At 63.6% G+C, this 22,550-nt stretch carries 23 protein-coding genes and 1 tRNA gene; 11 read left to right on the top strand and 13 right to left on the bottom strand.

The features are described from left to right. Nucleotides 1-40: 40 nt before the first annotated feature. The 3 genes from LB526_RS12250 to LB526_RS12245 form a co-directional block, all read right to left on the bottom strand. Nucleotides 41-760 carry a helix-turn-helix transcriptional regulator gene (locus tag LB526_RS12250; RefSeq protein WP_040998805.1) on the bottom strand — a complete coding sequence of 240 codons (720 nt, stop codon included), beginning with the start codon at nt 758-760 and terminating at the stop codon, nt 41-43. 18 nt (nt 761-778) lie between these two features. Continuing rightward, nucleotides 779-904: a hypothetical protein gene (locus tag LB526_RS29600; protein WP_263483246.1), complete on the bottom strand. Its 126-nt coding sequence runs from the start codon at nt 902-904 to the stop codon at nt 779-781. 207 nt (nt 905-1,111) lie between these two features. Continuing rightward, nucleotides 1,112-1,276 carry a hypothetical protein gene (locus LB526_RS12245; protein WP_095767353.1) on the bottom strand — a complete coding sequence of 55 codons (165 nt, stop codon included), beginning with the start codon at nt 1,274-1,276 and terminating at the stop codon, nt 1,112-1,114. A gap of 188 nt (nt 1,277-1,464) precedes the next feature. Between LB526_RS12245 and LB526_RS12240 the strand changes: the two genes are divergently transcribed. Next, nucleotides 1,465-1,644, top strand: coding sequence for a hypothetical protein (locus LB526_RS12240; protein ID WP_224628003.1), 180 nt, complete (start codon nt 1,465-1,467; stop codon nt 1,642-1,644). A 50-nt stretch (nt 1,645-1,694) separates the two neighbouring features. On the opposite strand, the gene LB526_RS12235 is transcribed toward LB526_RS12240, so the two are convergent. The 6 genes from LB526_RS12235 to tkt form a co-directional block, all read right to left on the bottom strand. Beyond that, nucleotides 1,695-2,435, bottom strand: coding sequence for a DUF899 domain-containing protein (locus LB526_RS12235; protein ID WP_095767547.1), 741 nt, complete (start codon nt 2,433-2,435; stop codon nt 1,695-1,697). A gap of 154 nt (nt 2,436-2,589) precedes the next feature. Then, complete coding sequence (locus tag LB526_RS12230; protein WP_224627815.1) at nt 2,590-3,615, bottom strand: class I fructose-bisphosphate aldolase; 1,026 nt, start codon at nt 3,613-3,615, stop codon at nt 2,590-2,592. A gap of 117 nt (nt 3,616-3,732) precedes the next feature. Next, complete coding sequence (locus LB526_RS12225) at nt 3,733-4,929, bottom strand: phosphoglycerate kinase (protein WP_224627814.1); 1,197 nt, start codon at nt 4,927-4,929, stop codon at nt 3,733-3,735. Between the two features lie 160 nt (nt 4,930-5,089). Then, nucleotides 5,090-6,979, bottom strand: a complete 1,890-nt coding sequence (locus tag LB526_RS12220) for a potassium/proton antiporter (RefSeq protein ID WP_224627812.1) — start codon at nt 6,977-6,979, stop codon at nt 5,090-5,092. 271 nt (nt 6,980-7,250) lie between these two features. Beyond that, a complete protein-coding gene (gene gap / locus LB526_RS12215; RefSeq protein WP_224627810.1) occupies nt 7,251-8,261 on the bottom strand; it encodes a type I glyceraldehyde-3-phosphate dehydrogenase in 1,011 nt (336 codons plus the stop codon). Between the two features lie 147 nt (nt 8,262-8,408). Beyond that, nucleotides 8,409-10,400: a transketolase gene (gene tkt, locus LB526_RS12210; RefSeq protein ID WP_224627809.1), complete on the bottom strand. Its 1,992-nt coding sequence runs from the start codon at nt 10,398-10,400 to the stop codon at nt 8,409-8,411. Between the two features lie 260 nt (nt 10,401-10,660). On the opposite strand from tkt, the gene LB526_RS12205 reads away from it, so the two are divergent. The 3 genes from LB526_RS12205 (at nt 10,661) to LB526_RS12195 (ending at nt 12,146) form a co-directional block, all read left to right on the top strand. Beyond that, nucleotides 10,661-10,933, top strand: a complete 273-nt coding sequence (locus LB526_RS12205) for a DUF4164 domain-containing protein (RefSeq protein WP_023763725.1) — start codon at nt 10,661-10,663, stop codon at nt 10,931-10,933. Nucleotides 10,934-10,937: 4 nt separating this feature from the next. Further along, a complete protein-coding gene (locus LB526_RS12200) occupies nt 10,938-11,303 on the top strand; it encodes a cell division protein ZapA (RefSeq protein ID WP_095767358.1) in 366 nt (121 codons plus the stop codon). A 183-nt stretch (nt 11,304-11,486) separates the two neighbouring features. Next, nucleotides 11,487-12,146: a peroxiredoxin gene (locus LB526_RS12195; RefSeq protein WP_140847021.1), complete on the top strand. Its 660-nt coding sequence runs from the start codon at nt 11,487-11,489 to the stop codon at nt 12,144-12,146. Between the two features lie 263 nt (nt 12,147-12,409). Here LB526_RS12195 and rpoH read toward each other — a convergent pair whose 3' ends face one another. Next, nucleotides 12,410-13,321 (bottom strand): RNA polymerase sigma factor RpoH, encoded by a 912-nt coding sequence (rpoH, locus tag LB526_RS12190; protein WP_095767360.1) that lies wholly within the window; start codon nt 13,319-13,321, stop codon nt 12,410-12,412. Between the two features lie 215 nt (nt 13,322-13,536). Further along, entirely contained in the window at nt 13,537-14,607 is a 1,071-nt protein-coding gene (locus tag LB526_RS12185) for an RluA family pseudouridine synthase (protein WP_224627807.1), read from the bottom strand. 26 nt (nt 14,608-14,633) lie between these two features. Between LB526_RS12185 and LB526_RS12180 the strand changes: the two genes are divergently transcribed. The 6 genes from LB526_RS12180 (at nt 14,634) to LB526_RS12155 (ending at nt 17,838) form a co-directional block, all read left to right on the top strand. Continuing rightward, on the top strand, nt 14,634-15,017 hold the full coding sequence (locus tag LB526_RS12180; protein WP_095767362.1) for a fimbrial protein: 384 nt from the start codon (nt 14,634-14,636) through the stop codon (nt 15,015-15,017). Beyond that, nucleotides 15,014-15,427 carry a VOC family protein gene (locus tag LB526_RS12175; protein WP_095767363.1) on the top strand — a complete coding sequence of 138 codons (414 nt, stop codon included), beginning with the start codon at nt 15,014-15,016 and terminating at the stop codon, nt 15,425-15,427. Before LB526_RS12180 ends, LB526_RS12175 begins: the two co-directional genes overlap by 4 nt. An 86-nt stretch (nt 15,428-15,513) precedes the next feature. Beyond that, nucleotides 15,514-15,588: transfer RNA gene (locus tag LB526_RS12170), tRNA-Glu, on the top strand. Between the two features lie 143 nt (nt 15,589-15,731). Then, nucleotides 15,732-16,313 (top strand): VOC family protein, encoded by a 582-nt coding sequence (locus tag LB526_RS12165; RefSeq protein ID WP_224527141.1) that lies wholly within the window; start codon nt 15,732-15,734, stop codon nt 16,311-16,313. Between the two features lie 22 nt (nt 16,314-16,335). Continuing rightward, the gene (locus tag LB526_RS12160; RefSeq protein ID WP_224627805.1) at nt 16,336-17,184 is read left to right on the top strand and encodes a glutathione S-transferase family protein; all 849 of its coding nucleotides are present in this window, start codon (nt 16,336-16,338) and stop codon (nt 17,182-17,184) included. 291 nt (nt 17,185-17,475) lie between these two features. Then, nucleotides 17,476-17,838 (top strand): hypothetical protein, encoded by a 363-nt coding sequence (locus LB526_RS12155; RefSeq protein ID WP_411967478.1) that lies wholly within the window; start codon nt 17,476-17,478, stop codon nt 17,836-17,838. Nucleotides 17,839-18,030: 192 nt separating this feature from the next. On the opposite strand, the gene LB526_RS12150 is transcribed toward LB526_RS12155, so the two are convergent. Together LB526_RS12150 and LB526_RS12145 are read right to left on the bottom strand one after the other, a co-directional pair. Continuing rightward, nucleotides 18,031-18,252: a hypothetical protein gene (locus tag LB526_RS12150; protein ID WP_140545139.1), complete on the bottom strand. Its 222-nt coding sequence runs from the start codon at nt 18,250-18,252 to the stop codon at nt 18,031-18,033. A gap of 178 nt (nt 18,253-18,430) precedes the next feature. After that, on the bottom strand, nt 18,431-18,778 hold the full coding sequence (locus LB526_RS12145) for a hypothetical protein (protein WP_224627802.1): 348 nt from the start codon (nt 18,776-18,778) through the stop codon (nt 18,431-18,433). A gap of 197 nt (nt 18,779-18,975) precedes the next feature. Here LB526_RS12145 and LB526_RS12140 point away from each other — a divergent pair, with 197 nt between their 5' ends. Next, a complete protein-coding gene (locus LB526_RS12140) occupies nt 18,976-22,320 on the top strand; it encodes a response regulator (protein ID WP_224627800.1) in 3,345 nt (1,114 codons plus the stop codon). The last annotated feature ends 230 nt before the right edge of the window (nt 22,321-22,550 follow it).

The following is a 22,550-nucleotide window of genomic DNA, read 5'->3' as shown; positions in this document are numbered from 1 at the left end:
GCCACCTTCTCCCACAAGGGGAGAAGGAGAAAAGCGCAAGTCACGTCCGCGCGGCGCGGTCGGGGGCCATGCCGTAATCCTCTGAGCGCTCGACGGCGCGGTAGAAATCGGCGAGCTGCTTGCCCCGCTCCGGCTTGAAGATGCGGCCGGCAATGACGACCGAGGCGATGCGATCGATGCGGAAGGCGCGGAAATCGTCGCGCATCTCGCACCAGGCGACCAGTGTCCAGACCTTGCCCCAGAACCACAGCCCCAACGGCCTGATGTCGCGCGCGGTGCCGCGGCCGGCTTCGTCGGAATAGTCGATGGTCAGCACCTGGCGCTTCTCGATGGCGCGCTCGATCAGGTCGATCGCTTCCCGCGCGGCGTCGCTCACTACCCACATCGGCGTGTGGATCTCGGTGCGGGCGATGCGGTCCTTTTCGGTGTCGGGCAGCACGGCGCCGATCTTGACCAGCGCCTCGTCGGCGGCCCTCGCCATCGTAGCGCCGCCGAAGGCGCGCACCATGCGGGCGCCGGCAACCAGCGCCACGATTTCGTCACGTGTGAACATCAGCGGGGGAAGGTCGAATCCCTCCCGCATCATGTAGCCGACGCCCGCTTCGCCATCGATCGGCACGCCGGTCGACTGCAGGTCGGCTATGTCGCGGTAAATGGTGCGCTCGGAAACCTCGAGCCACGTGCCGAGTTTCTGCGCGGTGACCAGCCGGCCGCCCCGCAAATGCTGCACGATCTGGAAAAGCCTGTCGGCGCGGCGCATCGATTTCTCCCCCCGGGTTTATGGCTTCAGCCCTTCGCGCTTGCGCTGCGCGGCAACGAATTTCGTTCCGAAGGACAGTCGCGGCGACGGCTTGATGTGGTTGACGCCCGGTGCGTTCAGCTTGTCGTTCCAGCTTCTCACCATTGCGGATTACTCCGGATAGTCGAACCATGTTCGTTTTTGTCAGGATCGAAGCTGCTCCAATTACCGCATGCCTCCTGACAACATACTGTCAGGAGGCTGCGGCGAAGCTACCGGCAAACAAAGGCTTCTTTCCCTGAACTCAACATCGCTGGCCGCCATTACATCTGGGCGCGCTGCCGCCACAATCCAAGTCGCGGCAGCAAAATTTCAGTTTTCGCGCACGCGGCCCTGGTAAAGGTCCGGCCAGCCGATGTCCTTGCGGATGTCCGCCGGCAAGGTGTTCAGGAAACGCTGGGTGCGAATCTCGTTGCGCACGGTCCGGATTCTGCCGACATAATGCTGCACACTACGCAGAATTGTAAAACCGTTCATGACCTCACTCCTCTCTTTTTGATGAGAAGAGTATCTCACACCTCTCCTGACAGCAGTCTGTCAGGAGGTTGGCAGGGTGCGGAGCAAGACGGTGCGGTGCCGCCTCGCAGCGTTCGAATAGGCCCTATTTCTGTCAGGAATGCTCCCCCCGAGGGTGCGCTCGAGAACAGCTTTGACAGTCGCCATCGATGCTGATCAAAGGCGGCATGACGAAACTGCTCGCCCTTGTCATCTGCGGCATCATGCTGATCCAGGTCATCAAGCCGCTGGGCTGGCCGGGGCTGAAGCGGCGCGGCGATTTTTGGAAGCTGGCGCTGCTTGCGATGGCCGCTATCTCGCTGGCGGCGGTGCTTGGGCACTGGGCGTAGGCCTGTCCATGTTCGGGGGAGGACAGCTCGCGAGTGGTGCGTCCTGCCGTTCACGCGCAGCAGTCCGACCGGTCCTTGTCTTTGTCCCGATATTCGTCATGCAGGCGCACCCAGTCCATCAGGTTGTGATAGGGACCCGTCTCGCCGCGGCCCTTCGGCGTCATGTCGAGATAATGATAGGTGCCGATGAGCGCGTCGCCGCCGCGGGCGCGCGACATGAAGGTGAGAAAGATGTCGCCGCACTCGTTGCGATAGAAGATGCTGGTGCCGGGCAGGTCTTTCGAGCGCAACGGGCGCTTCTCGAAATTGTAGGTGGTTTCGCCCGCCGCGATCTGCCTGTCGGTGAAGGAGACCTGCAGGTCGAAGTTGAAATCGGACGCATAGGACGACACCCAGTCGAACTTCCAGCCCATGCGCTGCTTGTAAGGCAGGATTTCGGCCAGCGGCGCACGCGAGACGACGACCAGCGAGACGTCATGATGCTTCAGATGCTGGTCGGCGCCGTCGATATGGTCGGCGAGGAACGAGCAGCCCTCGCAGCGGTGGTCGGAACCCGGGGCCATCATGAAATGATAGACGATGAGCTGGCTCTTGCCGGCGAACAGTTCGGCAAGATGCTTCGGCCCCGCTTCGCTCTCGAAAACATAATCCTTGCGCAGTTTGAACCAGGGCAACTGCCGCCGCTCCGCGGCGATAAGCTCGCGGAATTTTGTCAGCTCCTTCTCGCGCTCGAGATGCTTGCGATGCGCTTCGAACCAGTCTTCGCGCGAAACCACGGCATTGCGATGCATGACCATCTCCTGTCCTCTCCTGCCAAGGACGTTCGACATCGGCGCGATCCGACATGGTCGATAGCGGTCGGCGCCTGACAAGTGGGAACGCGGCTCGCAAAAAGCAAAAACCCGGGCTGCCGGCCCGGGTTTTATGCACTGCTCAGAGATGGCGTCAGGCGGCCTTTTCCAGCGCCGGCTGCCATTTTCCGAGCGCCGCCAGATGGTTCATATGGGCCCGGTGAGTGAAGGCAGCCTGGCCGGCGGCAACATTCGAGGCCTTGCCACTCCACGCCTTCTGCGGCGCGGCCTGCAGCGCGCGGCCATAGGAGAAGGTCAGTTTCCAAGGGTGCGGGCCGATGGCGTTGATGGCATTGAGGTTGGCGGTCGCCTCCTCGTCCTCCTGGCCGCCGGAGAGGAAGGCAATGCCGGGCACTGCCGACGGCACCACTTCGCGGAACAGCTTTATCGTCTTTTCGGCGATTTCCTCCGGGCTGTCGGTCTTGCCGGACTTCTTGCCGGAGATGACCATGTTCGGCTTCAGGATCGACCCTTCCAGAATGACGCGCGCCGCGTAGAGCTCGTCATAGAGCTTGATCAGCGTCGCCTTGGAGACGTCGTAGCAGGTGTCGATCGAATGCGCCCCGTCCATCAGCACTTCCGGCTCGACGATCGGCACGATGCCGGCTTCCTGGCAGAGCGCGGCATAGCGGGCCAGCGCGTGGGTGTTCGAGGCGATCGAATTGGCCGAGGGTACGCCTTTGCCGGTGTCGATGTCGATCACGGCGCGCCATTTGGCGAAACGGGCGCCAAGCTTGTAGTAGTCGGCGAGCCGCTCGCGCAGCCCATCCAGGCCCTCGGTGATGGTGTCGCCGGGAAAGCCGGCGAGAGGCTTGGCGCCGAGATCGACTTTGATGCCGGGAATGGCGCCGGACGCCTTGATGATGTCGACCAGCGGTGTGCCGTCGGCGGCCTTCTGGCGAATGGTCTCATCGTAGAGAATGACGCCGGAGATGTATTTTGACATCGCCTCCTTGGACCGGAACATCATCTCGCGATAGTCGCGCCGGTTATCGGCCGTGGATTCGACGCCGATGACGTCAAAACGCTTCTTGATGGTGCCGGAGCTCTCATCGGCGGCCAACAGGCCCTTGCCGCCGCTCACCATCGCGGCGGCGATATCTTCGAGACGTTCGCTCATGGGTGCTCTCCTACGCTGCGTTTATTCCGCGCTAGCAGAACACTACCGCCAAAGGAATGACGCCGGAAAGCTAGAATCGATTGAAAGCCGCGCGGGCTTTGCCTGGTCTCGGACTGTTTACCGCTTCAGCACCTCGACGCCGGGCAGCGGCTTGCCTTCCATCCATTCGAGGAACGCGCCGCCGGCGGTCGAGACATAGGTGAAGTCGTCGGCGACGCCAGCATGGTTGAGCGCGGCCACCGTGTCGCCGCCGCCGGCTACCGAGACCAGCTTGCCTTCCTTGGTGCGTGCGGCGGCATGCTTTGCCGCGGCCACCGTGGCGCGGTCGAAGGGCTCGATCTCGAAGGCGCCGAGCGGCCCGTTCCAGACCAGCGTCGCGGCGCGGTCAATCCAGTCGTTGACGCTCTGCACGGTCTTTGCACCGACATCGAGGATCATGCCGTCGGACGGCACGTCCGAGATGGCGACGGTCTCGCTGGCGGCGCCCGCCTTGAATTCCTTAGCGACCACGCCGTCGGCGGGCAGGATGATGGCGCAGCCGGCTTCCGCCGCCTCGATCATGATCTGCTTGGCGGTGCCGGCGAGGTCATGCTCGCAGAGCGATTTGCCGACATCGGTGCCGCGCGCGGCAAGGAAGGTATTGGCCATGCCGCCGCCGATCACCAGCGCATCGACCTTCTTCACCAGGTTCATCAACAGGTCGATCTTGGTCGAGACCTTGGCGCCGCCGACGATGGCCACCACCGGCCGTACCGGATCGCCGAGGCCCTTTTCCAGCGCGTCGAGCTCGGCCTGCATGGTGCGGCCGGCATAGGCCGGCAAATGATGCGCCAGACCCTCGGTCGAAGCATGCGCGCGGTGCGCGGCCGAAAAGGCGTCGTTGACATAGATGTCGCCATTGGCGGCGAGCTGTTCGGTGAAGGCCGGTTCGTTCTTCTCCTCCGCCTTGTGGAAGCGAGTGTTCTCGAGCAGCAGGACGTCGCCGTCCTTCATCGCCGCGACGGCTTCGGCGGCCTTGGCGCCGATGCAGTCGGCGGCGAAACCGACCGGGCGGCCGAGAACGTCAGCCGTGGCCCTGGCGATCGGCTCCAGCGAGAATTCGTCCGACGGGCCGTCTTTGGGGCGGCCGAAATGCGCAAGCAGGATGACCTTGGCGCCCTTTTTCGAGAGCTCGGCGATGGTCGGCGCGATGCGCTCGATGCGAGTGGCGTCGGTCACCTTGCCGTCGGCGACGGGAACGTTGAGGTCAACGCGCACCAGGACGCGCTTGCCGCTGACGGCGCCGATATCATCGAGTGTCTTAAAGCCGGCCATGGTCGTTCCTTCCTGGTGCCTTGACGCAATCCGGACGGAAAACCGCCCACACTTTTCGTGAAATTGCTCTAGCGAAAACGCGGCGACCTTACTCGGCGCGAAGGACGATGCAAGGGCCGCGTCAATGGCGCGCGCGCAAAAATGATGTCGCCGTGAGACATCAGCCTTCGCCGGTTGCCTTCTGCCCGTCCGCTGCCGGCGCCACGGTGTCGACCGGCACGTCGTCGGCTGCCTGCTTCTCCGCCGGCCTGCGCCAGCTGCGGATCAGCGCCGCGATGCGGTCGCCGATCTCGCCGGCGCTCATGAACACCGGCACGCGCGCGACCGGCGCGGTCGGCTCGAAGGACAGGCCGAGGCCGGTGATTCTGCCTTTCTCATCGACATCGCGCACGATCAGTTCGATCGGTCCGATCATCACACGGTCGGCATATTCGGCACGGCCGCCAAGCCGCTCGGTAACGAGCGCTGCAACGGTGAGCTTCTGCTCGGCCTCGGACAGGCCGGGGGCATAGGCGGCTTCCAGCTCCGCGGCCGAGCGGGCCGGATCGACGGCAAAGGCGCCGAAGAAGTCGGCATCCTCCGGATCGACCACCGCGCGGCTGGCGAAGAGCTTGTCGAGCAGGCGCGGGTAGCGGTCCGGTACGAAGATGTAGACCTGATCGCCGGCCGCCAGCCGGCCCATGTCCTGGAAGCGCATCGAGCGGCCGTCGCGCAGCACCAGCGAGGGCCTCGCCCAGCGCGGGATGCGCTCGCCGCGCGCCACCGGACTGCCGGCTGCTACGCGATAGGCGAGCAGCTCATGATGTGCCGAGCCCGGCAATTCGAGCTCCACCTTGTCCAGCGGCCCAAGACGGGCCGGCACGATCAGGCCGAGGCGGCGCGCCAGCGGACCGACCGTCCAGCCCTGCACCACCAGCGACACCAGCACGATGATGAAGGCGGCGTTGAAGATCAGCCGGCCGTGCTCGAGCCCGCCGAGCAGCGGCGTGATGGCGAGCAGGATCGAGACCGCGCCGCGCAGGCCGACCCAGGAGACGAAGGCGACCTCGGGACGCGGCAGCCGGAACGGGACCAGGCAGAGCCAGACCGCGACCGGGCGGGCGACGAAGATCAGGAACAGGCCGAGCAGGATCGCCGGCACGAGGATCTCAGGGAACTGTGAGGGCGTGGCGAACAGCCCGAGGATCAGGAACATGATGATCTGCGCCAGCCACGACATGCCGTCCTGGAAGCGCTTCAGGATGGTGACGGCGCGTATGTCGGAATTGCCGGCGATCAGTCCGGCAAGATAGACGGCGAGGAAACCCGAGCCGCCGACGGCGCCGGCTGCCGCGAACACCATCAGCGACAGCGTCAGCACGAAGATGGGCAGCAGGCCGTGATCGAGATTCAACCGCTCGACCAGACGCACGATGGCAAAGCCGCCGAGCACGCCGATGATGGCGCCGAGCCCCATATTGGCGAGGAAGTCGAGCAAAAGGTTGGTGGCCAGCACATTGGCTTCCGGGTTGGCATGCGCGGCGATGATCTCGACCAGGGTGATGGTGAGGAAGATGGCGATCGGGTCGTTGGTGCCGGATTCCACTTCGAGCGTCGCGCGCACGCGCTCGCGCAGGTGGATCTCGCCGGCGCGCAGCAGGAAGAAGACGGCGGCCGCGTCGGTGGAGGCGACGGCAGCGCCAAGCAGGGAGGATTCCAGCCAGCTGAGCTTGAGAACATAGGAAGCGGCGGCGCTGAAGATGGCTGTGGTCAGGATAACGCCGATCGTGGCCAGCGACAGCGCCGGCCCGGCTGCTTGCCTGAGCGCGTTGAGCGGCGTGCCGAAACCGGAATCGAACAGGATCACGGCCAAAGCCAGTGAGCCGGCAAAATAAGCCAGCCGCGCATTGTCGAATTCGATGCCGAGGCCGTCGACGCCGGTGGCAAGCCCGATGCAGAGGAAGAGCAGCAGCAACGGAGCGCCGAAGCGGAAGGCGATCAGGCTCGAAAACGCGGCGGCGACAATGAGCGCCGTGCCGACCAGCGTCACGAGATAGATCGCATGCTCCATCCGCTGTTGCCCCTCCAAATCCCTCTGCTTGTGGCTTTACGGGAGAGTGGGGCGAAGACATGACCAGTGCAAGGCAACAGGATGTTTTTTGGGTGCAATGCTTCCAAACTTCGTCATTCCAGGGCGAAGCAGGAGCGAAGCTCAGCCGCGGATTCTGGAATGACGACGCGATTGGTGTTCCGGCTAGTCACCATGGTGCGCTGATCCGCCGAGACTTAAACGAAAACGCCCGGCCGAAGCCGGGCGTTTTGAACTGTAAATTGACGAGCGATCAGCCGATGGTCTTGCCGAAGGCGACGGCGGTGTCGCCCATGCGGTTCGAGAAGCCCCATTCGTTGTCGTACCAGGACAGCACCGAGACGAAGTTGCCGTCCATCACCTTGGTCTGGTCGAGTGCCACGATCGAGGAATGCGGGTCGTGGTTGAAGTCGATCGACACGTTCGGGTGATGGGTGACCGACAGAACGCCCTTCAGCTTGCCATTGGACGCGGCGATGACCGCTTCGTTGATCTCCTGCGCGGAGGTCGAGCGCCTGGCGATGAACTTGAAGTCGACAACCGAGACGTTCGGGGTCGGCACGCGGATCGAAATGCCGTCGAGCTTGCCCTTGAGCTCGGGCAGGACAAGGCCGATCGCCTTGGCGGCGCCCGTCGAGGTCGGGATCTGCGACAGCGCCGCGGCGCGGGCGCGGTAAAGATCCTTGTGCATGGTGTCCAGCGTCGGCTGGTCGCCAGTGTAGGAATGGATCGTCGTCATCATGCCCTTCTCGATGCCGACGGTCTCGTGCAGCACGGCCGCCAGCGGCGCCAGGCAGTTGGTGGTGCAGGACGCGTTCGAGATGACGATGTGGTCCTTGGTCAGCTTGTCGTGGTTGATGCCGTATACGACGGTGAGGTCGGCGCCTTCGGCCGGGGCCGAGACGAGCACGCGCTTGGCGCCGGCGGTGAGATGCGCGGCGGCCTTGTCGCGGGCGGTGAAGATGCCGGTACATTCGAGCGCGATGTCGACACCGAGCTCCTTCCAGGGCAGTTGGGTCGGATCCTTGATCGCGGTGACCTTGAACTTCTCCTTGCCGACCGAGATCTGGTCGCCGTCCACGGTCACTTCATGCGGGAAGCGGCCATGCACGCTATCATAGCGCAACAGGTGCGCGTTGGTCTCGACCGGGCCGAGGTCGTTGACGGCGACCACGTCGATGTCCTTGCGGCCGGATTCATGGATGGCGCGCAGGATGTTGCGGCCGATGCGGCCAAATCCGTTGATGGCAACTCTGACGGTCATTGTTCTCTCCCTTGGGGCGGATGGGTCCGCAGTGTCATAACGGCGGAAAGCGCAAGAATCCAGCCGCAGAAGGTCGCATTTAAATCGATTAGGTTGGTCCAGTCCGGCAAAACCGTTAATCGGCCTGCCGGGCCCGAGGCAATTCTCCTACTCGCCGTGTAGCCGGGCTTCGACCGCCTTGGCGGCAGCTTCGGCGGTGATGCCGAAATGCGGATAGAGCTGCTCGATCGAGCCGGAGGCGCCAAAACCGTGCATGCCGACGAAAATGCCGTCGGTGCCGATCAGGTGATCCCAGCCCTGGCGGATGCCGGCTTCGATCGCGACCTTCACCTTGGCGTTGCCGATAGTCTTCTTGCGGTAATCCTCGCTCTGCTGGTCGAACAGCTCGAAGCAGGGCACAGAGACGACGCGGGTCGGATGGCCGTGCTTTTCCAGCAGGTCGCGCGCGCCAAGCGCGATCTCGACCTCGGAGCCGGTGGCGAAGATCGTCACCACGGCCTCGCCGCCGGCGGCGGCCAGCTCATAGGCGCCCCGGCTGGAGAGGTTCGTCGCCGAGTGCTCCGTGCGCACGGTCGGCAGGTTCTGGCGGGTCAGCGCCAGCGTCGAGGGCGTCTTTTCGGATTCCAGCGCAATCTGCCAGCATTCGGCGGTTTCGACCGCGTCGGCCGGGCGGAAGACATTGTGGTTGGGAATGGCGCGAAGTGCGGCCAGATGCTCGACCGGCTGGTGGGTCGGGCCGTCCTCGCCGAGACCGATAGAATCATGCGTCATGACGAAGATCGAGCGGATGCCCATCAGCGAGGCAAGGCGCATCGACGGGCGGGCGTAGTCGGAGAAGCACAGGAAGGTGCCGCCATAGGCGATCAGGCCGCCATGCAAGGTCAGGCCGTTGATCGCCGCCGCCATGCCGTGCTCGCGAATGCCGTAGTGGACATAGCGCTGGCCGTAGTCGTCGGGGGTGATGTTCTTGGTCTGGCTGGTCTTGGTATTGTTGGAGCCGGTGAGGTCGGCCGAGCCGCCGATCGTTTCCGGCACCGCGCCGTTGATGACTTCCAGCGCCATCTCCGACGACTTGCGGGTGGCGACCTTCGGCTTGTCGGCCGACAGCTTCTTCTTGTAGTCGGCGATGACGGCGTCGAAGTTGGAGGGCAGCTTGCCGGCGAGGCGGCGCTCGAACTCGGCCTTTAGCTTCGGCTCGGCCTTCGCCAGGCGGCCTTCCCAATCGGCGCGGGCCTTGGCGCCACCCGTGCCGACGGCGCGCCATGCGTCGAGGATGTCGGCCGGAATCTCGAAGGGCGGCGAGTCCCAGTTGAAGAATTTGCGCGCGCCGGCGATTTCCTCGGCGCCCAGCGGCGAGCCATGCGCCTTGTTGGTGCCGGCCTTGGTCGGGGCGCCGAAGCCGATGGTGGTCTTGCAGGCGATCATCGTCGGCTTGTCGGAATGGCGCGCCGCCTCTATGGCATAGGCGATCGCTTCCGGATCGGTGCCGTCGATGTGGCTGGCGTTCCAACCGCTGGCCTGGAAGCGGGCGACCTGGTCGGTGTTGTCGGCGAGCGAGACCGGACCGTCGATCGAGATGTTGTTGTTGTCCCAGAAGACGATCAGCTTGTTGAGCTTCAGATGCCCGGCCAGCGCGATGGCTTCCTGGGAGACGCCTTCCATCAGGCAGCCGTCCCCGGCCAGCACATAGGTATAATGGTTGACGAGGTCGTTGCCGAAGGCGGCGTTCATGATGCGCTCGCCGAGCGCGAAGCCGACCGAATTGGCGAGGCCCTGGCCGAGCGGGCCGGTGGTGGTCTCGATGCCGGCGGCATGGCCGTATTCGGGATGGCCGGCGGTCTTGGAGCCGAGCTGGCGGAAATTCTTGATCTGTTCGATCGTCATGTCCTCATAGCCGGTGAGGTACAGCAGCGAGTAGAGCAGCATCGAGCCGTGGCCGGCCGACAGAATGAAGCGGTCGCGGTCGGCCCAGTGCGGTGCCTTGGCGTCGAATTTCAGGAAACGGCTGAACAGCACCGTGGCGATGTCGGCGCAGCCCATGGGCAGGCCTGGGTGACCGGAGTTCGCCTTCTCGACGGCGTCCATGGAAAGGAAACGGATCGCGTTGGCCATCCGATCATGTTGTTCACGCGAGGTCATGCTTCCTCCGGAAGTGAGTTGGAGCCTGGGGAGAACCCTTGGAAAAGGATGCCGCGACACATAGCAGGCGCGGTCTTTTAGTCAACAAATCGGGATGGATTTTGCCGGGCTTGTGATGGCACCCGGCGCCTACATTAGCGATAGCGGGGGACAGTCGCGAGAGCTTTGTTGACGTGCCCTTCACCCGGCGCCTAATCTTTCCTAGGTAACGCGTTCTGAACACGTGCGATTCGGTGATGGGCAGGGCATAGGACGAGGCCATGACCGGGGAAACGACCCTCAAGGAAGTCATCGCCAGGCTGGGCAAGGCCATGGAAGGGCTGGAAAACGCCGTGGCGGCGAAGCTCGAGCATGAGCGCGATTATTCGGAAGCCGAGGCCGAGGTGCAGCGCATGAACGCCGACCGCTCGCGCCTGGCGCAGGAGCTCGACAATTCGGAAGCGCGCGCCGAACGGCTGGAGGACGCCAACAAGGAAGTGTCGCGGCGGCTGGTGACCGCCATGGAAACCATCCGCGCGGTCCTGGACAGGTAAGGCAATGGCACAGGTCACGGTTTCCATCGACGGCAAACAGTATCGCATGGCCTGCGACGAAGGCCAGGAAGAGCATCTGATCGACCTTGCCGAGCGCTTCGACCGCTATGTCTCGCACCTGAAGGATTCCTTCGGCGAGATCGGCGATCAGCGGCTCACCGTCATGGCCGGCATCATGGTGATGGACGAGCTCTCGGAGCTCACCAAGCGTGTCAAAGGCATGGAGAGCGAAGTGCTGACCTTGCGCAAGACGCGCGACGAGGCGCTGACCAAGGCCGACAAGAGCGACAGCGTGCTCACGACCGCGCTCGGCGCGCTCGCGCAGCGCATGGAAGACCTCACGGCGACGCTCGCGATAAGGAAAGCCTGAGCGGCCCACCCTCTCGCAAAAGCGGAAAAATCCTGCCGAACGTCGCCGTGCTCGCCAAAAAAATATTTGGCTGCAGCGGGCTAGGTTACGGCTCCTGGCGTTTGACCGATGCCGCGATGGTGGTAGCTTAGAATGCTTGCCGGCCGCGCCGGCCATCGTTTCACAAAAGGGTAGGGATAGGTCATGAGTCTTCGTATCAACGATGTCGCGCCGGATTTCACGGCCGAAACCACGCAGGGCACCATCAAATTCCACGACTGGATCGGCGACGGCTGGGCGGTGCTGTTCAGCCATCCGAAGAATTTCACGCCGGTCTGCACCACCGAGCTCGGCACCATGGCCGGCCTCGAAGGCGAGTTCAAAAAGCGCAACGTCAAGATCATCGGCATCTCGGTCGATCCGGTATCGAGTCACGAGAAGTGGCAGGCCGACATCAAGACCGCCACCGGCCAGACGGTGAACTATCCGCTGATCGGCGATAAGGATCTCAAGGTCGCCAAGCTTTATGAAATGTTGCCGGCAGGCGCCGGCGAGACCTCCGAGGGCCGCACGCCGGCCGACAACGCCACCGTGCGCTCGGTCTATGTCATCGGCCCGGACAAGAAGATCAAGCTGGCGCTGACCTATCCGATGACCACGGGCCGCAACTTCGACGAGATCCTGCGCGTCATCGATTCCATCCAGCTGACGGCCAAGCACCAGGTGGCGACGCCGGCCAACTGGAAGCAGGGCGACGACGTCATCATCACCGCCGCCGTCTCCAACGAGGACGCGATCAAGCGTTTCGGCGCGTATGAGACGGTGCTGCCGTACCTCAGGAAGACCAAGCAGCCGACGGCCTGAGCCTTTCCTTCTCCCCGTTCACGGGGAGAAGGTGCCCGAAGGGCGGATGAGGGGCGGCGCCGCGGTCGAGGATCAGCGCGCCGGCCCTTTGAAGCGATTGTTGCCCTGAACGATAACCTCGCAGCGTCGGCGCTGCCCCTCATTGTCCTACCGGTCCCCGTATAGTGACGGGGAAAAAGGGGCGCGCGACCGCTTTCGCTAAAAAAACGGCGGCGCCAGAATCTGGCGTCGCCGTTTTGTTGTTGCTCGGTGCGCGGGTAGCTTTACGCCGCCGGCTGCGCCTCGATGGTCCGCAGCGCCTGGGTCTGGCGCTTGGCGGCGGCCTTGACCGCGTCCTGCACCTTCTCGAAGGCACGCACCTCGATCTGGCGCACGCGCTCGCGGCTGATGTCGAACTCGGCCGAGAGTTCTTCCAGCGTCAGCGGCTCTTCGGCCAGGCGACGCGCCTCGAAGATGCGCCGCTCGCGGTCGTTGAGCACCGACAGGGCGCCCGACAGCATGGTGCGCCGGTTTTCCAGCTCGTCCTGCTCGATGAGCATTTCTTCCTGGCTCTCGTGATCGTCGACCAGCCAGTCCTGCCATTCGCCGGACTCGCCTTCGCTCGCCCGGATCGGAGCGTTGAGCGAAGCGTCGCCCGAAAGGCGGCGGTTCATCGACACCACTTCGGCCTCGGAAACGTTGAGGCGAGTGGCGATCTCGGCGATCTGCTCGGGCTTCAAGTCGCCATCGTCGAGCGCCTGGATCTTGCCCTTCACCTTGCGCAGGTTGAAGAACAGACGCTTCTGATTGGCGGTGGTGCCCATCTTGACCAGGCTCCACGAGCGCAGGATGTATTCCTGGATCGAGGCCTTGATCCACCACATGGCATAGGTGGCGAGCCGGAAACCACGCTCCGGTTCGAATTTCTTCACGGCCTGCATGAGGCCGACATTGCCTTCCGAGATCACCTCGCCGATCGGCAGGCCGTAGCCGCGATAGCCCATGGCGATCTTGGCGACGAGCCGCAAATGGCTGGTGACGAGCTTGTGCGCAGCCGTGGTGTCCTGATGCTCGGCATAACGCTTTGCGAGCATGTACTCTTCCTGCGGCTGAAGCATCGGAAAGCGGCGGATTTCTTCCAGGTAACGGGCGAGACCGCCTTCACCGGAAACGATACTGGGTAATGATTGGGCCATGATAGCGCCCCTCTCTCTTTGGAGTGGATGCCCCCGAAACGCGGCGGGCGTTCGTCACGGATGCCAAAGGCTCATCCGCGACAACCTGTGTATATAGGAACAAAACCAGAAAAGACAGGCATTTGTTCAACGCTAAACAGTCTGTCACGCTAAAGTGAACAACGCCGGTCAGGTTTTTTGATGGCTGGTTTGCAGCTTGTTCGTGGCGGGTCGGTTCAGAGTTTTCGGAAGTCGCCGACGAGTTCCTCCATGTCTCCCGGTATCGGCGCTTCGAACCTCATCGTTAGATGGGTGGTCGGATGCCGGAATTCAAGGAGCCACGCGTGCAGGGCCTGCCGGGGAAAGGCTTTGACCTTGGCCTTCAAGGGTCCGGGCAGCCGGTTGGCCTTGGTGCGGAAAGCCTGCCCGTAATCCGGATCGCCGATCACGGGGTGCCCGATATGGGCCATGTGGACGCGGATCTGGTGGGTCCGGCCGGTCTCCAGCCGGCATTCGACCAGGCTTGCCGTGGCGAAAGCCTGCTGTCCTTCGCCGAAACGTTCGACAATGCTGAAATGGGTGACGGCATGGCGGGCGTCGTCGCGACTTTCCGACACCACCGCGCGGCGGACGCGGTCGGCGGCGCGACCCAAGGCAGCCTCGATGGTGCCGGTCGGCCGTTGCGGGATGCCCCAGACCAGCGCCAGATAGGCGCGCTCGAGGTCGCCGGTGCGGCCATGATCGGCAAAGGCTTCCGACAGCGCCTTGTGGGCGCGATCGGTCTTGGCCACGACCATAACGCCGCTGGTTTCCTTGTCGAGGCGATGGACGATGCCAGGACGCCTGACGCCGCCAATGCCGGACAGGCTGTCGCCGCAGTGATGGATCAGCGCGTTGACCAGCGTGCCGGTCCAGTTGCCGGCGCCGGGGTGGACGACCAGTCCCGCCGGCTTGTTGATGACGATCAGCTCGTCGTCCTCGTAAAGAATGTCGAGGGGAATGTCCTCGCCCTGCGGCTCTGCCAGCTCCGGAGCGGGCACCAGGATCTCGATCGTCTCACCGACCGTCAGCTTGCGCTTGGCTTCCAGCACCTTCCTGCCGGCGATGGAGACCGCGCCTTGCTTGATTAGCGCCTGCACGCGGCTGCGCGAGAGCTCCGGACCGAGCTTGGCGGCAAGCCACTGGTCGAGGCGCTGGCCGGCGGCATCGGCGCCGGCTTCCAGCACGGTGGCTTCGCCTGCGGCCAACTCATCGTCCGTCGGTTCCTCCCCTATCAATGTCGAACTCTCTTCGTTATGAGCGCTCATCGAAACCCGTTGCGGATTGTTTAGCCATGGCCCGGCCGATCGCCGAAGAAGATGAGGAAAAGCCGCTCGACCCCGCGGCCGAGAATGTGCGCCGCAAGCTCGTCCGCTTCATGATCGTCAATCTCGGCCTTCTGTTCCTCGCCCTTATGGTGGTGATCGGGGCGCTTGTCTACAAAGCCCGCAACGCGCCGGTGGCCGGATCGGCGCCCGCCGGCGATGTTCAGGCTCCGGCCGGTGCGCCGCTCTCGGGCGACATCGTGTTGCCCGTCGGCGCCAAGGTGATCAGCCAGTCGCTCTCCGGCAACCGCCTGTCGATCGACGCCGAGCTTGCCGATGGCGGCCGTTCGATCTTCGTCTACGACATCTCCGAGCGCCGCATCATCGGCCAATTCGCGGTTCGCAACAAATGAGCGGCTTTGCCGAGCAGCGCAGCATTGCGACCGTCGCGCTCGTCGTCGGCAATTACGACGAGGCGATCGCCTGGTATGTCGAGCGGCTCGGTTTCGTGCTGAGCCAGGATGTCGATCTCGGCGGCGGCAAGCGCTGGGTCACCGTCGCGCCGGCGAAGGGCAAGGGGGCGAGGCTGCTCCTGGCGGAAGCATCCGGCGAAGAGCAGGCAAGCCGCATCGGCAACCAGACCGGCGGCCGCGTCTTCCTGTTTCTCGAAACCGACGATTTTTCCCGCGATCACCAGGCGATGCTCGCCAAGGGCGTCGAGTTCCGCGAAGCGCCGCGCCACGAAGCCTATGGCACGGTGGCCGTTTTCGCCGATCTCTACGGCAATCTCTGGGACCTGATCGAGCCGAAACGGCAGCGCTGACCAGCAGCTTTGGGCAAAGCACGCAAAGTGCCGGAAACCCCAGTTGCTTTTTCCCAGCCGCCAGCCTATGTAGCCGGTTCTTGAGCGCGCCCATCGTCTAGCGGTCAGGACACCGCCCTCTCACGGCGGGAACAGGGGTTCGATTCCCCTTGGGCGTACCAAGCAACTCTCCTGTAGACCGAAAGACCAATCCCTGCTGGGTCCAATCTGGCGTTCGCGCGTTCGTCCGTTCTGGCGCAGCGCTTGCAGTTGCTTTAGCATTCTCTGCACAAAGCCTGCCGCAAGTGCGGGCGGGAGGAGTCCAATGCGGAAGCTGCAGTCGCAAGGCGTTCATCACATCACGCTGGTCGGCGCCGGGCGCCAGACCTCGATCGACTTCTGGGAGGGCGTGCTCGGCATGCCTTTCATCTTCGAGCAGCCCAATCTCGACAAGGCGAGCGAAAGCCACCTCTACTTCGATCCGGGCGACGGGCGGCTGATCACCGTCTTCACCGACGAAACCCGGGTCCCGGTCAAGCGGCGGACACCGACCGATATAGGCTGCGTCCATCACATCGCGTTCTCGGTATCGCGGGTCACCTTCCTGCAGGCAGTCGCGCGGCTCGACGAGCGCGGCATCAAGCACAGCGGCGTCAAGGATCGCGGCTTCATGGATTCGATCTATTTCGAAGATCCGCTCGGGCTGTTGATCGAGCTCGCGTCCTACCGCTTCGACCCGCCGGCCGGCTTCACCCATGCCGACGTGCTGATGGAGGCGCACAAGATCCGCGTGGCGCGCGGCGACTACAATATCGCCGAATTGCACCTTGCCGACGCCATCCAGGCGCTGGTCGAGCGGTCACGCGAAACCCTGTCGGAAAACAGGGTGCCGAAGAATCCGTACTGAGCAAGCAAGGGAGGGACATGAAATGGCAAAAGCCGCAACAAAGAGCGCGAAGAAACCCGCTGCCAAGGCCGCGCCGAAAGCCGCGGTAAAAGCCGCCGCGAAATCGGGCGCCAAGGCATCGGCGAAGGCGGCGGCCAAAACGGCCGCGACCTCGAAAGTGCCGAAGCCAGCTAAGAAGCCGGGCATAAAACTCAGCATGCTGAGGCCGAGCGTCAACAACATGACGGTGCGGGTGTTCGCGCGCGCGGCCGGGCTCGATCCGGCGGAGACCGATGCCTGGGGCCTTACGCGTTCGCCCGAATTCCTGGCGCGCAATCCGGCGCATCTGACGCCGATGATCGAGGACAAGGGCCTGCCGCGCGGCGTGCTGTGGGAAAGCTGCGCTATCATGCAGTATCTCGCCAACAAGCACGGGCTGGACAAGTTCTATCCGAAGGCGCCGGCCAAGCGGGCGATGATCGATAGCGCCATGTTCTACCTTGTCGGCACGCTTTATCCCTATGTCGCGCGCGCGACGTATCCGGCGCTCGGCTTTCCGCAATATGCCGGCGAGGTCGGCCACAGCGACGCCCATCCCGACAAGAAATCGGAAGCGCAGAAGGCGGCGATGGCTGCGATCGCCGAGCCGCTCGAGGTGTTTCACTCCTTCTTTCGCAACGGCAAACCATTCATCGGCGGCAACAACCCGTCGATCGCCGATATAAGGCTGGCGGCAACGCTCGAATTCCTGGCGGTCATCGACTACGCGCTGCCCAGCTGGGCGAAGGAATACATGGCGGCCATGGAGAAGAAGCTCGGCAAGGCCTATGCGGAGCCGGCAGGCGACGTGCGCGGCTACATCGCGCATGTGAAATCGCAGGCCAGGGCCTAACAGCCGGCTCAGGTTAAGGTTTCATTTACCCAACGCCTGTCTACTGGTCACAGTCCTCGCCGCGACCACGGATGTACTGGCGCGAAGCGGAGGCGAAGGGAAAGGTCGGCCCAGCGCCGGCCTTTTGCTTTTCCGGCGGTTGTATCGCCTCCCATCGGCAATCGCGACATACGACTTATCCGGTGCCAGACCGGTTGAAATCCTATTGTCATCGGCGTGATTGATCCTACCATTACCTAGGGTTGACAGGTGCGAGCCGGGCAAAAAGCGATGAGGACTGCGATGAAAAGAATGGTGAAACTTTCCGCGGTCGCGAGCGCGCTCCTGGCGAGCGCCGCCATCACGGCCGAAGCCGCGCCGCTCAACGGTATGAACGAGGTTGGCGCCGCCCTGCTCGCCTGCTGGACGCCGCCGGCCAATTCCGACAATTCCTCGGTGACGCTCAGCTTCAGCTTCAAACGCGACGGCACGCTGATCGGACCGCCGAAAACAACCGCTATCCATGTCAGCGGCGACGACAAGGCGCGTAAGGCGTATATCGACGCTGCGACCAAGGCCCTGAACGATTGTCTACCGCTCAGCCTTTCGCCCTCGCTGGCGCAAGGCATCGCCGGAAACGTCTTCACGCTGCAGTTCAACTCGCCGAAGAAGTAGGCGGAGGCCTGACCATTTGTTTTTGACGCAATTCCAGGCGGAACGCTAAGGCGAGCGCTGAAGCGCGTCGCGATCTTTCAGATTCGCCCCATGCGCTTTGGTTTTTTGATCTTACGCATGTCTTTATCCCGAAATTGGTTCCCACTTTCGGGATACACGTTCTAACCGTGTCGCACTTTCCTGGAATTGCTTTCAGGTCAAACCGCGTGCGCGCCTGATCTGGGCGTGCTTTTCTAACTCCGGCATCTCGAAGACATAATCGTTCCAGGCGGAGTCCGGAATCTGCCCGGCAAGGTAGCAATCCAGCAGAAGGCTTTGTTCGGGGGTAAGGGCTCTCGGCGCATGCTCATGATCCAGCCCAAGCGAATGGATCAGGTTTCTGGTCAGGCCAGAGACGGTGAAGTGAATGGACATCTTCAGTCTCCCTCTGCGCAGCGCGCGTCACATCAACGCCAACAACGTCCGTCACCGGGCAAAGGTTTCATCAGCGATCCGTGATCGCGCCGCGGTCGCGGCCGGGCTGAATCTGTCGGGCTGTCTTTCTTCACGGGCAGTGGATCCAGCCGGCATCGACCGGCGGATCAAGGCAAAGCTACTCGCAGATGACGCGGTAGCGCTTGCCGGTTTCGCCGACATTCCTGCAGGTAAGAGCGGTCTGCTCGTCCGAAGACTGATCAGCCAGATTCTGGTTATATGAAGGCCTTGCCGGAGACCCGGAATAGCGCCGGACCGACGGGCCTTGCGGCGCGCCCGGCGGCGGCAAAGGAAACACGTCCGACGCGATCTGCCGCGACGCGGTCGTTCCCGGCGGCGCCTTGTCCCAGACACGTCTGACGTCCATCCGGCTCGGGACGATCACCGTGCCGTCGTCGCTGCGCGCGCAGCCGCCCGCCGCAAGCAGCGCCGGGCACAGGATGAAAGCCGCGATTCGACCAAACATTAGCAACACCTCAGGCACCTTATAATGCGTTGTTGCCATGATCGCCAACGGGCGGATTACCGCAGCCGGCGCCAGGGCCGGAAGCTGGCTCAACGGCACCGGGGCAGGCGGTTGCAATCATTATGGTTAGCGGATCGTTAATGCTTGTCGGGCACATTCCCCCGACGGACCGGCACAGTTCGGCCTTGGGGGTAGGAATGGCGGATACGGACGGGACTGTCGAGGCGGACAACAAGGCGGACAGACGCGGCAACGAGGCCTTTCTCGGCGACGTCCACGATATGGCCGGGACCTCGGAGGCGCTTGCCAATCTCAGGCTGATGGTCGATTCGATGCCGATCGGCGTCATCGTTCTCGATGCCGAATTGCGGGCGGAGGTGGTCAACCGGGCATTTTACGACTTCTGGCAGATCGATCCGCGGCGCGCTCCGGCCGGCAGTCGCTTTCGCGACCTCATGGAAGCTAGTCGTGATGCCGATCCGTTCGGCGCCGAGGAACAGGCCTGGCAAAGACATGTGGCCGAACGGGAGGCCGAAATCCGGGCTGGAAGCGCAGGGTCCAGGCAGTTGCCGCGCAAGGACGGCCGCACGCTGATAGCCTCGCTGGCGCCTCTTCCAGGCGGCAAGCGGCTGATCTCCTATGTCGACATCACCGACATGAAACAGCGCGAGACCGAGACGGAGGACGCGCGCAAGAACCTCGTCACCGTGCTGGAGTCGCTGCCGGCGGGGGTCATCATCTACGATCGCGACGACCGCTTCGTCTTCGCCAACCGCAAGCTGCAGGATACGCTGCCGGCGCTGAAGCCGGCCTGGCAGCCTGGCCGCACGTTCCGCGAGGCGTTGGCGCTTGGCCACTCCGTCGGCTACTTCCGCTCGAGCGGCGACCCCGGAATCGACAGCCTGTATGGCGTCGACACCGAGCGTTGGCTTGACGCCATGCTCAAGCGGTACCGTTTGCCGAGCTCGGCCTACGAACGCCTCAACGCCGACGGGCGCTGGTACCAGGTCTATGACATGCGTACCGACGACGGCACATTCATCGGCGTGCGTGTCGATATCACCGACATCAAGGCGCGCGAGAAGGCGTTGCGCGATTCCATGCGCCAGATCGACCTTTACCGGCATGTGATGGACGAATTGCCCGTGGCAGCCTTCATCAAGGCCGACGATCTCACCATAGAATTCGTCAACAAGGCCTGGTGCGCGCTGACCGGACTGCCCAAGGACGAGGTGCTCGGCAAGACTGATCGCGAGCTTTTCGCGGCCGAAGAGGCGGACGGTTTCAGCAATGACGACAACGAAGTTGTGGCGACCGGCGCGGGACGCGAGATCGAGGAAGCCGTCACCCACCGCGACGGCACGGTGCGCCAGCTGATGACGCGCAAGAGTCGGCTGGTGGCGATCGACGGGTCGGTGCATCTGGTCGGCTCCAGCACCGACATCACCGACGTCAAGGCGCGCGAGCAGGCGCTGCGGCAGAGCATGAGCGAGAACGAGGTGTTCCGCAGCCTCATCGACAATGTGCCGGTGTCGATCTACGCCAAGCGCTCGGACCTCAGGCAATTCTACGTCAACAAGGGCTGGTGTGATCTCACCGGCTTCAGCAGGGAAGAAGCGATCGGCAAGACCGACGTCGAGATTTTCGGCGCGGACGGCGAAGCCTTCGTCGCCGGCGACCTTGCTGTGCTTCGCACCGGCGAGACGCAGGAGATCGAAGAGACGGTGACGATGCCGGACGGCAGCGTCAGGCATCAATTCGCGCGCAAGGGCGCGATGATCGCCTCGGACGGCTCGCTCTATCTCATCGGCTCCACCACGGACATCACCGAGCTCAAGCAGCGCGAGGCGGAGCTCAGCGAGGCACGCCGGCGCGCCGTGCTCGCCGACCGGGCCAAGTCGGAATTCCTCGCCAATATGAGCCACGAGATCCGCACGCCGATGAATGGGGTTCTTGGTATGGCAGAGCTGCTGGCAAAGTCGGACCTCGATCCGAAACAGAAGACGTTCACCGATATCATCGTCAAATCCGGCAATGCGCTGCTCACCATCATCAACGACATCCTCGACTTCTCGAAGATCGATGCCGGCCAGCTGGTGCTCGACCCGGCGCCCTTCAATCTCGCCGAGGCGATCGAGGATGTGGCGACGCTGGTCTCGACGCGCGCCAAGGAGAAGGACCTCGAGCTCATCGTTCGCATTCAGCCGGGCCTCGACGGCCAGTTCGTCGGCGATGTCGGCCGTGTCAGGCAGATCGTCACCAACCTGCTCGGCAACGCGGTGAAATTCACCGACAAGGGTCATGTCCTGGTCGACGTGACGGGTGAGCGGGTTCCGGCGGGAACGAGGCTCACCATTTCCGTGACCGATACCGGCATCGGCATTCCGGAAGACAAGCTGAAGCAGGTTTTCGAAAAATTCAGCCAGGTCGACACCTCCTCGACCAGGCGGCATGAGGGCACCGGGCTTGGCCTTGCCATCACCTCACGTCTGGTCGAGATGATGGCCGGCGAGATCGGTGTCGACAGCGCCGAAGGCAAGGGTTCGACCTTCTGGTTCACGATCACGCTGCCCAAGGCCGAGCAGGGCGGGCAGCGCATCATGCCGGTCGACGTCACCGGCGCGCGCGTGCTCATCGTCGACGACAATGCCGTCAACCGCTCGATCCTCAGCGAGCAGATGGCGTCGTGGACGTTCGATTCCTGCGCGGCCGAAAGCGGCGCCGAGGGGTTGAAGGTGCTGATTGCCGCCGCCGCCTACGGCGTGCCGGTCGACTGCGTCGTGCTTGATTATCAGATGCCGGGCATGACCGGCGCCGAGATGGCGCGCATCGTGCGCAATACGGCGGGCCTGGCGCATACGCCCATCATCATGCTGACCTCGGTCGACCAGTCGCTTGCCGGCACGGCCTATCGCGACCTCGGCATCGATGCGCAGCTGATCAAGCCGGCGCGCTCCTCCATTCTCCTGGAAACGCTGGTCTCGACCATCCAGCGCCACCGCCACAGCAGCGCGGCGGCGCAACCCGCCATTGGCACCGCCAGCCCCCCGCGAGCCGCTCCGGCGCAGACGGCGGCATCGGAGCGCGCCATGCTGCAACCGCCCCCGGCGCGGGCGCGTCCGCGCCCCGCCGATGCCGAGCGCGAGCTCGACATCCTCGTCGCCGAGGACAATGAGGTGAACCAGATGGTGTTCACCCAGATTCTTGGCGAGACCGGTTACCGCTTCGAGATCGTCGGCAACGGCCGCAAGGCGCTCGACGCCTTCGGCAGGCTCAATCCGCGCATGATCCTGATGGATGTATCGATGCCGGAAATGAACGGGCTGGAGGCGACGGGCGCGATCCGCCGGCTCGAGGAGGACATGGGCACGCATGTGCCGATCGTCGGCGTCACCGCGCATGCACTGAAGGGCGATCGCGAACGCTGCCTGGAAGCCGGCATGGACGATTACCTGCCGAAGCCGATCAGTCCGCGGGCGCTGCTCGAAAAGCTCGAGCGCTGGCTGGGTTCGGACGTCGAGACCCGGCGCAACGCCGGTTAAAACGAATTTGGCGGGCAGGACGGCGGCAAGGGGCTGACGCATGCGTATGGTGCGATCGCACCATACCAAAGCAAGCGCCAAGCTCGGACAATCATGACATTGATTCCGCTCTTCGGTTACGGGCGGGAGCAGCGACCGCCGACAAGAAACAGCGTCGACTCTACCCCAACGGACCCTGTTTTCGGCGATGGCCAGGCCATGATCCGCTCTGGCTTACAGGCAACGCACTC

This window comes from Mesorhizobium sp. CA6, assembly GCF_020165035.1.
GTDB lineage: Bacteria > Pseudomonadota > Alphaproteobacteria > Rhizobiales > Rhizobiaceae > Mesorhizobium.
This window is presented reverse-complemented; position numbering and strand designations above follow the sequence as displayed.